At 65.9% G+C, this 14,358-nt stretch carries 12 protein-coding genes; 8 read left to right on the top strand and 4 right to left on the bottom strand.

The features are described from left to right. Positions 1–8: 8 nt before the first annotated feature. Positions 9–1,928, top strand: a complete 1,920-nt coding sequence (locus ACQP17_RS06760; RefSeq protein WP_433855426.1) for a helix-turn-helix domain-containing protein — start codon at positions 9–11, stop codon at positions 1,926–1,928. Here the strand turns inward: ACQP17_RS06760 and ACQP17_RS06755 are convergent. Both ACQP17_RS06755 and ACQP17_RS06750 read right to left on the bottom strand, forming a co-directional pair. Continuing rightward, positions 1,904–3,121: an IS701 family transposase gene (locus ACQP17_RS06755; protein WP_433855425.1), complete on the bottom strand. Its 1,218-nt coding sequence runs from the start codon at positions 3,119–3,121 to the stop codon at positions 1,904–1,906. The genes ACQP17_RS06760 and ACQP17_RS06755 overlap by 25 nt on opposite strands. A 222-nt stretch (positions 3,122–3,343) precedes the next feature. Beyond that, positions 3,344–3,922, bottom strand: a complete 579-nt coding sequence (locus ACQP17_RS06750) for a CGNR zinc finger domain-containing protein (protein ID WP_433855424.1) — start codon at positions 3,920–3,922, stop codon at positions 3,344–3,346. Positions 3,923–4,059: 137 nt separating this feature from the next. On the opposite strand from ACQP17_RS06750, the gene ACQP17_RS06745 reads away from it, so the two are divergent. After that, entirely contained in the window at positions 4,060–4,533 is a 474-nt protein-coding gene (locus tag ACQP17_RS06745) for a hypothetical protein (protein ID WP_433855423.1), read from the top strand. Positions 4,534–4,825: 292 nt separating this feature from the next. Here ACQP17_RS06745 and ACQP17_RS06740 read toward each other — a convergent pair whose 3' ends face one another. Next, the gene (locus ACQP17_RS06740; RefSeq protein ID WP_433855422.1) at positions 4,826–5,752 is read right to left on the bottom strand and encodes a DUF5655 domain-containing protein; all 927 of its coding nucleotides are present in this window, start codon (positions 5,750–5,752) and stop codon (positions 4,826–4,828) included. A gap of 407 nt (positions 5,753–6,159) precedes the next feature. Between ACQP17_RS06740 and ACQP17_RS06735 the strand changes: the two genes are divergently transcribed. The 6 genes from ACQP17_RS06735 to ACQP17_RS06710 all read left to right on the top strand — a co-directional run bounded on the left by ACQP17_RS06735 (position 6,160) and on the right by ACQP17_RS06710 (position 13,079). After that, complete coding sequence (locus tag ACQP17_RS06735; protein WP_433855421.1) at positions 6,160–7,860, top strand: nucleic acid/nucleotide deaminase domain-containing protein; 1,701 nt, start codon at positions 6,160–6,162, stop codon at positions 7,858–7,860. A 70-nt stretch (positions 7,861–7,930) separates the two neighbouring features. Continuing rightward, positions 7,931–8,560 (top strand): SUKH-4 family immunity protein, encoded by a 630-nt coding sequence (locus ACQP17_RS06730; RefSeq protein ID WP_433855420.1) that lies wholly within the window; start codon positions 7,931–7,933, stop codon positions 8,558–8,560. Positions 8,561–8,572: 12 nt separating this feature from the next. After that, on the top strand, positions 8,573–9,412 hold the full coding sequence (locus ACQP17_RS06725; protein WP_433855419.1) for a nucleic acid/nucleotide deaminase domain-containing protein: 840 nt from the start codon (positions 8,573–8,575) through the stop codon (positions 9,410–9,412). A gap of 37 nt (positions 9,413–9,449) precedes the next feature. Further along, entirely contained in the window at positions 9,450–11,213 is a 1,764-nt protein-coding gene (locus ACQP17_RS06720; RefSeq protein ID WP_433855418.1) for a WD40 repeat domain-containing protein, read from the top strand. Positions 11,214–11,740: 527 nt separating this feature from the next. Then, positions 11,741–11,989, top strand: a complete 249-nt coding sequence (locus ACQP17_RS06715) for a hypothetical protein (protein WP_433855417.1) — start codon at positions 11,741–11,743, stop codon at positions 11,987–11,989. Beyond that, positions 11,982–13,079: a response regulator gene (locus tag ACQP17_RS06710; protein WP_433855416.1), complete on the top strand. Its 1,098-nt coding sequence runs from the start codon at positions 11,982–11,984 to the stop codon at positions 13,077–13,079. Before ACQP17_RS06715 ends, ACQP17_RS06710 begins: the two co-directional genes overlap by 8 nt. 74 nt (positions 13,080–13,153) lie before the next feature. Here the strand turns inward: ACQP17_RS06710 and ACQP17_RS06705 are convergent, their stop codons facing one another. Further along, entirely contained in the window at positions 13,154–13,924 is a 771-nt protein-coding gene (locus ACQP17_RS06705; RefSeq protein WP_433855415.1) for a transposase, read from the bottom strand. Between the last annotated feature and the right edge of the window lie 434 nt (positions 13,925–14,358).

Raw genomic sequence — 14,358 nt, 5'->3', positions numbered from 1 at the left:
TCGGCGAAATGCTCACCATTCTCGAATTACTGGCAGCAGAGGCCCCGCCAGCAGAGCTCGAAGACCTGGTCCGACGCGCCCGAGCGGCCGGGCTGGAAGCCGACGCTCTGCCCCGCTTGGAGCGGGCGGAGTACCTGGCCGCTAAGGTCCACACACTGTTCTCCCGCCGCCAGCAACGGGAAGCCGAACTCTCCGCGCTGGTGGACACCGCACGCGACCTGACTCTCCCGTATGACTTGGATGCCTTGCTGAAGACCATCACCCGGCGCACCCGCACGCTGCTCGGCCTCGACATGTCGTACATCACCTTTCGCGATGCCGCGGCTGGGGACAGCTACGTCCGCACGGCCGACGGCCATGCGTCGGCCCTCACCGTCGGGTACCGCGTCCCGTATTCCTCTGGCATCGGTAAGGAGGCCATCAACAACTCCGTGCCGTTGTGGACGCCTGACTACCTGTCGGACGAACGAGTGCGGCACAGCGACGTGCTAGACGACGTAGTGCGGGCAGAGGGACTGCGCGCGATCATTGCGGCCCCACTCTTGTTTGGCGACGACGCCTTCGGCGTGCTGTACGCGGCTGGCCGCAACGTGCGGCACTTCACCGTCGGCGACGTCTCGTTGATGAGTTCGCTGGGCGACATGGCCGCCGTGGCCATCGAGAAGACCCGCACCCTTGAACGTAGTCACGCTGATGTTGTCAGCCTGAGGTCCGACAGCTCACGGACGGCGTCGCTGCTCGGCGAGTTCCGCAGGCTAGGGGATCTGCACACCAGATTGGTGGACCACGCGCTCGCCGGGAACAGCCTGAACTCGCTAGTCACTGAAATGGCCAGTGTCTTACGGGGTGCCGTACTCGTACAGGATGTGGAGCAACGGCCGCTCGCCGGCCACGGGACGGTGCCGGCCGCCGACGACGTCGATGTGCTTCGCGCCTGTCAGGCCGCCTACACGCAGCGGATGCCAATCGCCGTCGCCACCGGTACCTGGGTCGTGCCGGTCACAGCGGGCAACGAGGAACTTGCCGTCCTGCTCCTCCACCCCGACGAGCCCCTGGACGACACCGGGCTGCCGCTGCTGAGCGCGGCGGCCCAGTCCGTTGCCGTTCTGCTCCAGGTGCAGCGCGGTGAAGAGGCTGCCGCGACCTCCTTCCGCGACGAGTTGTTCGAGGATCTGTTGGCGGCTCCGTACCGCCCCACCAAGCAGTTCATCCAGCGCGCCCGGAGGCTCGGCATCGACCTTGAACGGCCGCACGTGGTCCTCGTCATCCGCCCGGAAGGCGGGACACCGGGACGGGCGGCCAGCTGGGCGGCCTCGTACGCCCGCCGTATGGACGGGTTCCGGAGCATCCAGAGCGGCTGCATAGCCCTGCTGTTACCGGCCACCGACCCCAGCGCCTCGGCACACGCGGTCTCCGTCGAGCTCACCCCACTGTTCGGGCATCCGGTGACGGTGGGCGCGGCCGGCCCGGTCTCCAGCCCCGGCTTGGTCCAGCAGGCCCACCAGGAAGCCCTGCGCTGTCTTGATGCACTCGTCTCGCTCGACAATGTGGGTGCCTACGCCTCACCCGAGGACCTGGGCTTCCTGGGCGTCTTGTTGTCCGATAACCGCGATGCCGCGAGCTTCATCACCACCACGATCGGACCGATTCTGGACTACGACGCGCAGCGGATGACCGAGCTCACCAGAACCCTCGACGCCTACTTCGCCGCCGGCGGTAGCCCGACCTATGCGGCCGAGGTCCTGCACGTACACCCCAACACCGTCTCCCGCCGGCTGGAGAGGATTACCGAACTGCTCGGCGTCGACTGGCTGAAGCCGGACCGGGCCCTTGAAGTCCAAGTGGCCCTGCGGCTGCAACGCACGCACGATCTGCTGCGGCAGAAGCGCGGCGGGCCGGCGGCTCACGCCGACAGTTCCGAGCAGTGAACCGGGCTCGCGGAGGGCAGTGACGAAAGCGCGTAGGCGCAGGACGCCAGCGTCATGTGGCGGTGCCAGCCGTGGAAGGAACGTCCACCGTAATCCTGCAGTCCGACGGCCTCGCCCCGAGTCCGCCAACCGCTGCTGGCAGCATGGATGAGCCTCATCGTACGCAGTACTGACGTCAACGGTAATTCATCCATGTTCGTGAGCCACACCTCGGCAGGAGGTCGACGCAGCTCGTGCCACACTCCGACCAGGTTGAGGCGGCCCGCGGTCCCTAGGGTCGCGTCCTCCGGGCCCCGTCGGGTAGGCAGCCGCACGGCCGCCGTGGCGACTGCCACCGGACGTCGCTGCGCGGGTGCCGGGCTAGGGTTCCGCAATACGCAGCGCAGTCGGCCCTCCGTGCCGAGCAGGGTCCGTGCCGGCGCTGAGCGTCCGTCCTGCCCGGACCGGACCTGTTCATCGAGCATCAGTCGGGCGTGCCCGCTGATCCGCACGACCACCGGTACTTCTGCGCCGAACAGGCTGGCCAGGCAGCGCTCTTCGCCCGCTCCTCGGGCATCCATCACGACCGGACGTGCTGGGTCCCCCCACCGGCGCACGTCGTCGCAGAGTCCCGCGATGCACGCCTCGGGGGTGGCGGCGCTAAGCTCGGGAGCTTCCGTGCTGGCGTGCCGCCGACGGCTTCGCAGCCATGAATCGGGCACATGGAGGCGCCAGCTCACCGGGGCGACCGTCTGGTCCGATGCGTACCATATTCCGTACGCCTGCTGGCCGTTGACGACCTGTCCATCGTCGTAGGAGAAGTGCCGAGTCACACCCACGCTGTGCTCACCGGCCTTGGGAATGGACACCGGCAGGACCACCCAGGCGGCGGGCACGCTGTCGTCCTCCAGGAAGGCGGCCAGGGCTCTGCGCACGGGACTCCAAGCCCAGTGCGAGCTGCTGACGAAGTGGTGCAGCCGCTGCTCGTCTCCTGGCACACCCACTGCTCCGGCGATGTTGGCGATCGACTTGCGTCCTTGGGCATGCAGCAGCCCGTCCAGGTACTGCCGGGCCCTGATGCGCTGGTCGTACCGGCGGAACTCCGCGAAGAGAGCGGCGCAGAGATTGGTGACGGTGTCCATATTTTCCGCGACGGGCGGGACCGCGCCGCGCGCACGGGGTACGGCAGGTTCGAGGGATTTGTCGTCGGCCATGACAGCGCCTCCTGGTACACGGGATGTTGTAGCCCGCACTCCAGACTTGCCTCGCCGGACGCCACCGGCGAGGGGCGCTGGGCACACCGCTCGACAAGCCGATGGTGACGGGAGCACCATCACCTGCCTCCAATCGGCTGACGTCGCCCGTGAAGAGCGCTGATGTGGTGCTCCCGTCACCACCCTCGCGGCGGATGCGGCCCCAGCCTCACCCCCGGTCTCTTAGCGTTCTTGCCGACGGGCACGGAAGTTGGCGACATTTTGGCGATTTCCGCACACCTCTGGCATGCAGTATCGGCGGCGTCCGGCGCGACTTGTGTCGACGAACATTCCGTCACACTCAGGCGAGCTGCAGTGCCGGAAGCGATCGTGACTCAAGGTGCGCAGTGCACCTAGCAGTCCAGTACCCATGACGACGGCCAGTTCGTAGGCGAGCGGCACGCCTGGCACGGTCGATACAAACCATTGCCATCGGCCTTCGTCGTCGCGATGCAGCACGGGCCCTACGCCAGCGCGCATGACCATCGCAGTGGCACCGCCGACGAGATCGTCTTCAGCGCTGACTTCAAGGAGGGTGCGTACCTCCTGACGGAGGGTGCGCACCTCTTCCAGATCGCCTTCCGAGGGCCCGCTGACATGCGCCAAGGCATCGGGGTAGACCTCGCGCTCAGCAAGGAACTGCCCCAGGCTGGCCGGGCCGACCAGTACCTCACCTGTGCTCCTACGGACCACCGGGGCGGTGTTGACAAGGTCGGTCGACAACCCTGCCCCGAACGCGTAATCGGAAAAAGGAAACTTCAAGCCTTACTCCATGCTAGAGTAACTGATATAAAGTCAGCATACCCATTACATGGTCAGTCGTCTCACCCCTGCGCCTCTACAACACCCACGCTTTCTCGATCGCCGTAAGCCGACCCGAGACCCTGGAGGAGCACCTCATGAACACCGAGCACTTTCTCGCTTACTTAGACGGACGCCAGATCCGTTGGCGGCTGACATTTGATCAGTGTGTCGACGATGCAGGACCTGACCCACGCGCCCGGCTGCTGGCAGTCTTTGATGCCCTGCGCTCGTGTGCCGAGTCCCATCAAGGACTCCGCAGCTTCTCGTTCACCCATGCCGTCACCGAACTGGCAGGTCCGCAGAGTCCGATCCGCACCACGGTCGCCGCGACCAAACAGGCGCTGCGCAAGCGGCTGCTCGAACTCTCCGAGGCGACCGGCACTCCCGCCCCCGACCTGCTTGCCGAGCAACTCCTGCTGCTGTACGAGGGCGCCATCACCAGCCACGCCCTCGGAACCATGAGTGATGCCGCAGGCAAGGCCCATGCCACAGCCCGTCAACTCATCGCCGCCGCCAGCCCGCTCCCTCAAGATGCATTTCTGATCGGCCCGGATGCGCCTCTGCCGTAACGTCCAGCGACTGGTCAGACCCGCCCGAGAACGGCCCTGTGCACGTGGCCAGACTCTGTGTGGATCATGTTGCCCCTGAGATCCGTTTCAAGCTGAGCCAGAGGAAGATCGCCCTCTGTGCAGTGCTGCCGAGAAGGCTGCTCGCGACCGTATGAGCCAAGAGGGTCGTGCAGGGGGATTGCGGTAGCTTCAGCTATCGGCGGCAAACTGTGGCGAGCCCACAGCGCACGCTGCTCTGAATCGGCGACGGGTGGCGCGGCAAAAGAGATTGACGCGCCACCCTCTGCGTGGTTTACGCCGCCTCGAATGCTCGCCGGATGAAAGGTGCTGCCCTCTCCAGGTCGGTTGCCGAGGCGAGCCGCACCTCCAGGTCCCCGGTCCCGAGGTGCCCGATGCCGCGCATGTCCCGGGTGAAGCCCTCCTCCAGAGTGACGGTGTCCGGGTCGAGTCTGAGATAGACCAAGATCGCCCCGCGCTTCGGACGGAACAGCACCGATGCCACGTTCACCAGCCGCCGGTAGGCGATGTAATGCCGCAGGGGTGCCACATCGACTTCGTCCCACGCCGTCAGAGCGTCGTCCAGCTCCGCGTACAGGTCCCGCAGACACTCCGGGGCGAGGTCAGGACCCATCGGAACCGTTGTCGCCGGCGGGCGCTCGACCACTCTGTCCCTCTCTCGGTTCCGCCGAGGCGAAGCGGCGCTTGGCGGCCCGGGCGCGGGGTCCACCCGCAGCAGGCTCAGCAGGCCACCCCCGAAGATTCGGTAGCGCACCAGATCGATCCGCTCGGGCAACCGCTGCACGGCCACGCGATCGTGATGGGAGAAGCCCGCCGCGATGCAGACCATCCGTGGGCGACGCCAGTTGATCGACTCCGCAGCCTCCGCGCCCAGCACGTTCCGTACGAGCGCCTCGAACTCGTGGTGCGCCGACTCCAGCCAGGACAGGTAGGAGACGGCCTGCGACAGCACCCCGCTGTCGGCGCCCCTCTTGTACTCGATCACCACCGGGCTACCGTTCTCGTCCAGTCCCAGAGTGTCGATCCGCCCCCGATGCCACGGACCGGTCGGGTACTCCGACGCCAGAAACCGGACGCCGAGCATCTGCTCCAGGCCAGCCTCGACCCGCCGCTGTAGCTCCACCTCCAGCGTCACCGCCGAGCCGGGCAGCTCGACGTCTCGCCCCTCCGAGCCTCGCCGGAACAACATCACCTCGGCCACCGTGCCCCTTCCCATGATCTCTGTAGGAGACCAATCGACGGAGGGCACCGCGTATTCCACATCCGGGGCAGCAGAAACGACTCCGCCCAGCTCTGAGGTCTCGCCCGTTCCGGGAACTACGGCAGCTGAGTCCCTCGTGGTGGGGGCGGCTGGCTGACTCCAGTCGTGAGTCCGGCCGTAGCCCCCTGCGCGGCACGGACCAAGAGCTTGAGGCACGGTGTGGTGGCAGGTCGGTGGAGGCGGCTCCGGGGGCAGCTTGGCTCGGCGCCGACCGGGGGCCACGTGAGCGACTCGCATGGCTGCTGGCAACTGGCTTCGCGGCGGCCTAAACGCCTCGTGAGGAACCGGCCTCGGTCAAACAACGTCTATCCTGGCATGCGGTTTTGACTAATGGGGGGCATGTTCGCGTGGGTGTTGTGCTGCCGGGCTGGGCGGATGAAATTCTCGACATCATCGGCATTTCGTGGCCGAACGTGGACGAGGACGACTACCGCGACATGGCCGATGCCCTTCGTGGGTTTGCTGATGACATTGGCGACGGTGCCAACGAAGCGCATCAGGCCATCCAGAGCCTTGTCGGCACTGCGGGCGGCTCGCTGGGGATCCAGGCTCTCAATGCACATTGGGGCAAAGTCAACGGTAAGCACCTGAAGGGTCTTGCCGAGTGCGGGCGAATGGCCGGCACAGCCATGGACGCTGTCGCGGTCCTCATCGAGGGCGCCAAAATCGCCGCCATCGCTCAACTCGCCATCCTCGCCGCCGAGGTGATCGCCGCACAGGCTGCGGCGCCCTTCACGTTCGGATTGTCCGAGCTGGGGGCAGTGGCCGGGACGCAAATTACCCGTGTCGCCGTGAAAAGGATCATCAAGGAGGTCTGCGAGCAGGTCGTCGAGCGAGTGGTCAGCACCGCCTTGAGCCCGATCGAGGAAGCTCTCGGAGCGATGGTCGGCGACCTGGTCGTTCAGCTCGGCTCCAATGCCCTCGGCCTGCAGAAGGGGGTAGACGTCGGCCACGCGGCTGAGGCAGGAAAGGGCGCCGGGAAGTCCGCAGCTGGTGCCATGCAGTTGCTGAGCGCCGGCGACGAGGGCGGTGACTCAGGAGGCGGTGGTGGTGGCGGAAGCAGAGGCGGCGGTGGTGGCGCCGGAAGCGGTGGCTTCACCTTCGACCCTGATGCCCATGACGGCGCCGTCACCGGCCTGCAGAGCGCCGGCGGCACCTTCCGGAACAAAGCGGGCGGCAAGATCGGGCGGGCCAAGAGCCATCACGGACGCACCCGCGGGAAGGACGCCATAGCCAATGCTGCCGCGCCGATGATCGACAAAGTCATCGAGGGGTTGGAGAGCGGCGTCAAGAGGACCGCCAAGCATCTCGACGACGATATGTCACGCGGCGTCAAGCAGATGAAGAAGAACCACCACGAGAACGATGCCGGAATCGCGACCGAGCTTCAGAGCATTCACAAGAAGTCCTCCAGCGGCCATGCTCCGACGTACTTCGTTGACGACAAGGGCAAGACCACACGCTTGACGGACCAAGGGCATCGGGATCTGACCGATGAAGACCGCAAGCGACTGTCCCCCCTCGGGCTTCAGGGCGACAGCGTTCCGGCGAGACAGGCATCGAAATACCCGCTGCCCGATAAGGCCGATCGAAAGAAGAAGCCTTCCCGGCAGGTTGGCTTCGGGAGCACGGATCTCTCGCGTGCCACACGCACGGCACGCGATGCCGAAAGTGATTACGGCAGGAAGAAGAAGGACAAATTCACGAGTCGGAACTACGCTGCGACCCGTCATGGCGAGCAGGGAGCTGACGACGAGTTCGTCCTTGTCGGGCGCAGTAAGTGGCCGGGAGCGCATTCAGAGCGTCAGGTCGGCATACCTTTCCTGGACGCCGGAACGACGCACGGGATGAAAGAGCTCTACACGGAACGTGAGCCGTGTACTTCGGGGAAGGGCTCGGTGGACTGTAGCGCCTGGATGTCGAAACATCTCCCTGATGGGGTACAGGTTTCGCATAGCGTCGAGTACGGCGAAACCGAGGACTCCAAGAAGCGCGGCAACGACCAGATGAAGCAATACCTTGACGGAATTAAGCCCAAAAAGAAGTAGCAATTGACTCCAAAAAGCCGCCTCCGATAGGATGGCGAGCACTAGTGACGAACATGCGACAGGACGATGTATGCCACAGCTCATCAACCGCACGATGATGGAGTCGGTATTCCCCTCGGAAGAGCTCGTGACCCTGCAGGAAGCCAACCTGCCGCACGAACTGAACGAGGCGGCCCGGACGATTCTGGCCAGTGTCGGACTTCCGGACGACCGTAGCTCTTTCTTCTTCGTCGATGGGCGGCTGAATGACGTGGAGCCGGTCGGTTGTTTCGCCCGTTGCGCGGAGCTGCCCCACTTCTCCCAGTACAAGGACATGCCGGAGGGCTGGGAGAACTGGTTGGTGATCGGAGGGATCTACGAGGACGGCGTGGTCTTGGACCCCGTCTCCGGAATGGTTTACTCCCTGCCGGACGGTGAGTACCGGGCCCGTCCGCTGAACCAGAGCCTCGACTCGTTCGTCTACTTCCTCTATCTCCTCCAGTCCGAGCGCCCCAACTTCGACTTCTCGGTGTCGGAAGAGATCACCGACTCGGAGGGCGTGGCCGTTTCCCTGAGAGAGCGGATGATCCACGTCGATGCGCTTCCTTTTGAAGGGGTAGAGCCCGCATGGTCGGAGGACTTCGACTGGGATGCCGAGGACGCCCCTCCCCTTCCAGCGTGGGATCATGTTCTCTGGGACGTTTACGAGTCGGTTGGTTAGGCGGATTCACCCATGAGAAATTCCGAAGACGCCCTTCGCTCCTTCAGCTCCGGGACCGGGAGTGACGCCGGCGGTGCACATCCGAGCGTTCAGCGGATTGCGCAGATCACCGTTCCTCTCCAGGTGGGCCCGTACTTCGCCACGTCCCCCGACGAGGCCGTGCCGTTGCACGAGTATGCCGACTCCGTCGGGCGCAGGGTGATGGACGAGAGCTGCCGGACGTGGGCACGGCTCGGGTCGGACCGCGGGTTCGAGATCTGCGCCGACCACGAGGGCGCCGTGCACGCCGTGCTGCTGGACCTCAACGAGGCAGTGCGTCCGGTCAATTCGACTCCGGAAGCCTTCGCAGAGTCACTTGGAGTGCTGGACCAGGCTCTGGGCGCGATCCTCACCGCGGACAGCCCGCACACGGCACAGTCCGACTTCGAGCAGTTGGAGCAGCGGCTGTGGGCGATCGACCGGAGCGCCTTCGCCGAGCGCGAGAACTGGTGGCCCCTTGTACTTGACGACATCAGGGACACGGCGAGCACCGAGTGGTTCGCCGCGTTCGAGGTCGTCGACGGGCAAGGTGAGAAGCAGATCCTCACGGCGTCCGGCGGAGTCGGGGTCCACCCGGAGGAAAAGCTATGGCAGCAGCTTCGGTCGGCCGGTGTGCAGCCAGAGCAGGTGCTTCGGATCCACACGGACCTGGAGGCGTGCTTCATGCCCGGCCATTACTGCTCGTTGTGGCTTGGCGACGTATTTTCCGAAGCGGAGCTCACGCACAACTTCCCGTACGGAGAGACCGCTGCCTCACGCGCCGAGGGCATCCAGCAGCTCCGTGAGGCAGCCGCTGAGCGGTCGTCGCAGTAGCGCCACGGGCAAGGGCAGAGGAACAGAGGGGGAAACTGTGGCCACCGCCATTCCAGCACCGGACATCGCCGCCTGGCCGCATGCCGAGGGGGTGCCCGGCCGGCAGCAGCTTTTCGACTGGGTCGTCGACGTGGACGGAGACCGGCCGCGGTTGTGCCTGGTGCGCGGCGGTCAAAGCACCGGCAAGAGCCGTCTGTTGGCGTGGTTTCTGGCGGGAGCAGTTGCTGCTGGCCACCCCCGCACGACGGTCCACGCCACCATCCCCGCCGATGGACTGACCTCGGATACGTTCGCCTGGGACCTCGGCCGCCAGCTTGGCTACGGGCCACTTCCCCTGGACCGCCTGTTGAACCAGGTCGCCGCCGACCAGCGGCCAACCCTCCTTCTCATTCCCGACCTACACCGAGCCGGACGCGGCCCAGCCGACCTCGCGCCGGCCGATCCGGCGACGCTCGTCACTGCGTTCCTCGGGCCTCTCCTTGCGCTTCCTCACGTCCGGGCCGTGATCGAGGTCGGTGATTCGGGGCTGCTCGCTGATCAGCCTGCCGAAGTCATCGACGGGCACCCTGACGACGCTCACGAACCGGTCGGCGCCGGGACCACCACTTTCGCAGATCTCATGGCGGCCGTTCCGCACACCGCCGCCGGCCGCCCTGACTGGGCGCAGGCTCCGGACGACACCCGCCGGCACGTGCTGGATCGAGCGCTGTATGAGACCGGAGGTCAGCTGACCGCGGAGGTCGAGCATCTGCTGGCTGACCCCGGCTTTCTCGTCTACGGGTCAGCTCACGCCATCACGGCCGCGATGGACGACGAACGCCTCCGGCTGCCTGGCGGGGCGCGCCGCATCTGGCGCCGGGCAGCGCCGCAGCTCACTGCGACCGAGCACAGCCACCTGGAGCGGGCGGCTCTCCTGCACGCTGCTGCCCTCGGTGAAAACGACCGTCTCGCCGCATACCTCCAGCCCCTTGCCGAACAGCATCACTGGACAGCCGCCTGGGCACAGCACGACGCACCGGTCACCGCACATTGCCAGCTTTCGGGAGAGAACGGCCAGCTCCTGGTCTCTGATCCCCTGGGCCGGCTCCACCTTCGCGACCTCGAAACAGGGCAGCACGCGAGCATCCCGCCGGCATTGCCGGTGCGCCCTGCAGGCATGGTCGGGACCGACTCCGACGCCCTACTGGTTCTCGACGACGACGGAGTCCCGCACGCCGTCACCTCCGACAAGGACGGGGCAGCCGCCACGTTGCTCGGACACGTCGTTGCCCACCACACCCAGGTACTTCCGTCCACCGGGGGCTCGCGGCCCACTGCCCTGGGCTCCTGTTCCCGGTCGCCTCTGATATCCGTCGGGGACACCAGCGGAGCCGTCCATGTCTGGTCCCTGACCACCTACTCCCCGACCCCCCGGAGCCACCGCCTCCACACAGTTCCGATCACAGCGGTCAGCTGTCTGCCACTCGGCGACGACGGGCCCACGCTGGTGTTCAGCGCCGCCTTCGATGGGGCCATCCGGATGTGGGAGACGAGCCAGGAACCGATGGAATCTCCCGTCGACCAAAGGCCCGCAGTAGTCACCGCTTTGGCCGCGGCGAATACCGATATCGGCCCGGTACTCGCCGCCGCGTGGAACGACGGCGAAGTCCACATCTGGCATCTGACGAGCGGAACAGTCAGGACCGTGCCGCTGCTCTACCGCTGTACTGCGCTATCCCTCACATCGAACGGGCACCTGACCGTCAGCGGCCCTGATGGCTACCACACCATCCGGGTCAGCCTGCATCGGCTTTGGCCCTGAGCTTGTCCTTCCGCACTCCACCGCCTCAGCCGGAGTTCGCTCACCAGGTCTGTGGATGTACCCCTTTCCGCCCGAACCGACGCCGCCCACATCCCGGGCCGAGCCGCTGATCACCTTGACTCTGCTGCTCCCAACTCCCGCGGGGTGAGACCACGGTGAGCGTCCCGGACGTGTCTTGCAGGGAACTCCCCTCTCCGTGGAGATGAGCTCGTCGACGACCGAAGTGAGGGGAAGGCTGTAGCCCTCTTCCCGTCGGGCTCAGTTCGGACGCAGCCTCCGCCCGGGCCGACGCGGTGCCGCTGCAACGCCCATAGTGTTGCAGCTTGTTCTCGCAATGGAGGGCGCGGTATTGGAACAACTTGCGCTTCAACTGGGCTTTTACCGTTCGATTCACGCCTGCAGCGCGAAGGCAACGCCGGGTGGCTCCCGCAACGGCCTCGCAACGGCTTCATCAGCCGCCATGCTGAGCTTGCCGGCATAGCGCCGACATAGCACCGCATCATGCGGTCGTAGCAAAGGGGCCCGATGTGAAACCGTCGTTGCTGTCGCTGAGACCAGGCGTGCTGCTGTCCCTCGGCATGGTGGGCGGTGGCGTGACCGTAGCCTTGTCCCTCCTGGCCGGTCACGCAGTAGCCGACAGCCTGCTGGGCGGAATGGCCAGCGCGGGCGCGATGGTCAGCTTCCTCGACCGCGTTGTGGCGGCCAGAGCGAACCGCACCGCTCAGAACGCTCTGCCTCAAGCTGATGGGTCTGAAGAGGTTCACCGCCATGTCTGAGATGAACCCGCTCCCGGAAGAGCTGAGCGACGAAGCGCGGGCTCTGGCAATCGCACTAAGGGAGGTTTTCCAAGGGCTGCATGTCTCTCTGCGCCGCTACTCCAGCAGACGGCACCGCAACGCGGCCACCTTCTCGCGCTACTTCAGCGGCAGAGCTGTCCCTCCCTGGGACGTGGTCATGGACCTGCTCGCCGACCTCGCTGAGCACCGCGGTAAGCCTGCTACGCAAGAGGCGATGGACCTGCTGCGCCGTTTGCACCAGGCAGCCATCGCCACCACGTCCTCGCCAAAGCACGCGGTGGAGATCCTCGAGAGGCAGCTCGCGGACGCGGACCGCACCGCCCGCAGCACTACTGCTCACAGCGACGTCATCGGTGAAGCACTGCTGGACCGCCAGCACCGCATTGCCGACCTCGAAGTTCGGCTGACACACCTGGAGTCCGAGTGGAGCGCGGAGCGAGCACGTGCTGACGCTCTGGAGGCACATGCTCCTGATATCGCCAACCTGCTGCGAGAGCGTGATGCTCTGAGCTCCGAAGTCACCAGGCTCACCAATGAGCTGGAGGCCGTCCAGATTCGGCACAGCCAAGCGGAAGAACGCTGCAAGCTTCTGGAACGGCAGATCGACACCATCGAGGAACAGCGACAGGCGCCCCTCGAGGCCACTGCTGACGAGCCCAACCCGCCCTGCCTTCCCAAAGTGCTGGTGGTCGACGATCAGCCGGAGAACCTGCTCGCCATGACAGCTGTCCTGGACGGCTTGGACCAGGAGATCGTTGCTGTTTCCAGTGGCCGGGAAGCGCTCAAAGCGCTCCTTGACCATGACGACTTCGCCGTTCTGCTTCTGGACGTCCAAATGCCCGAGATGGACGGCTACGAAACTGCGGCCCAGATCAAACGGCGCTCCCGCCACAGGGACCTGCCGATCATCTTCCTGACCGCGATGAGTATCGACTCTGAACACTCTGCCCGCGCATATTCGGCAGGAGCCGTGGATTACATCGCCAAGCCGTTTGACCCCTGGGCACTACGCGCCAAGGTCGCCGTCTTCACAGAGATCTTTTACGAGCGACGCCAACGGGAACGCTGAATCCCTAAGGGTTGTCCCGTAAATGATCTTTGAGTCGCCTCGGGCATGGTCGGCCGCAGGTGTGGCCCGCTCGCCTATCCGGCGAGAGTGAGGTTGTGCATCCGGGCGATGCCGCGCATGGCGTGATGAACGCCGTCGCCTTTGAGGCGGCAGTCGCGGAGGATCTTCCAGGTCTTCATACGGGCGAAGACGTGCTCGACGCGGGCTCGGACCTGCTTGTGGGACTTGTTGTGTTCCTCTTTCCAGGCGAGGAGTTCGGTCTGGCCGCGCTCGTGGCGGTGCGGGATGACGAGGCCGGTGCCGGGGTAGCCGCCGTCGGCGATCGTGAGGGTCTTGCCGACTGTGGCCTTGGCGCCGGATTCCTCCCACGCCTTGCAGTCGTTGCGGTTCCCGGCGAGCGGCCGGCCGACCACGACGACCAGGCGGGTGTCGGCGTCGATGACGACCTGGTGGTTGGTGGAGTACCGGTAGTTCTTCGACTGCGCGGCGATGGTGTGATCCCGGGTGGGTACCAGGGTGCCGTCGACGATCAGCACGGTGTCCTTGGCGAACCGCTTTCGGGGCTGGAGCGCGAGCATCGGCCCGAGGTGGTCGATGATCCGGTCCGCAGCCGACTTGGATACCCCGAACAGCGGGGCGAGCTGCCTCATCGTCAGGTTCGTGCGCCAGTACGCCGCGACCAGCAGGGTCCGGTCCTCCAGCGGAAGGCTCCACGGCCGGCCCTTACGGACCGCGTCCGCACCCTCGCGCCGCAGAACAGTCACCAGCTTCCCGAAGGCACGCGGGCTCAGCCCGGTGAACGGGGCTATCCAGGACGGCTCCGACGCCGTGATCACACCAGACACAGCGAGATCATCTCACTCGTGACCAGCAGTTACGGGACAGCGCTTAGCGACAGCCGACGTGATGACTCCGGCTGCTGCGGACGGTCGGCGGGTTGCATGGACCAGGCTGCGGTGGGCGGCTCTTCGGCCTGGCCGGCCGGGCGGAGGAGAGCGAGAAGCCCTCGGAGGTGGGCACCCCTGGCCGTTGTCCTCAACCCCGTCAAAGTGGTCCGGGAGGTGGTCAGCCAGACCAGTGTTGAAGGAGCCGCCCACTGCGCTGGAGGGCGCAGTCACCGACATAGCCACCGGCATCGCCATAGGCACCGCCAAGATCTAGGGGCGAGGGGGCGAGGGGGCGAGGGGGCGAGGGGGCGAGGGGGCGAGGGGGCGAGGGGGCGAGGGGGCGAGGGGGCGAGCTGATCAACGCCATCAGCAAGGACGCCGTCGACACCCTC

The sequence above is a fragment of the Streptomyces kronopolitis genome (genome assembly GCF_050953795.1).
Lineage (GTDB): Bacteria > Actinomycetota > Actinomycetes > Streptomycetales > Streptomycetaceae > Streptomyces > Streptomyces kronopolitis_A.
The sequence above is the reverse complement of the archived record's forward strand: the minus strand, read 5'-3'. Positions and strand labels throughout refer to the sequence as shown.

What these genes read in the sequence shown, in the direction of transcription:
- ACQP17_RS06760 (WP_433855426.1), top strand. Translation starts at nt 9, where the DNA reads ATGCTCACCATTCTCGAATTACTGGCAGCAGAGGCCCCGCCAGCAGAG.
- ACQP17_RS06755 (WP_433855425.1), bottom strand. Translation starts at nt 3,121, where the DNA reads ATGGCCGACGACAAATCCCTCGAACCTGCCGTACCCCGTGCGCGCGGC.
- ACQP17_RS06745 (WP_433855423.1), top strand. Translation starts at nt 4,060, where the DNA reads ATGAACACCGAGCACTTTCTCGCTTACTTAGACGGACGCCAGATCCGT.
- ACQP17_RS06730 (WP_433855420.1), top strand. Translation starts at nt 7,931, where the DNA reads ATGCCACAGCTCATCAACCGCACGATGATGGAGTCGGTATTCCCCTCG.
- ACQP17_RS06725 (WP_433855419.1), top strand. Translation starts at nt 8,573, where the DNA reads ATGAGAAATTCCGAAGACGCCCTTCGCTCCTTCAGCTCCGGGACCGGG.
- ACQP17_RS06710 (WP_433855416.1), top strand. Translation starts at nt 11,982, where the DNA reads ATGTCTGAGATGAACCCGCTCCCGGAAGAGCTGAGCGACGAAGCGCGG.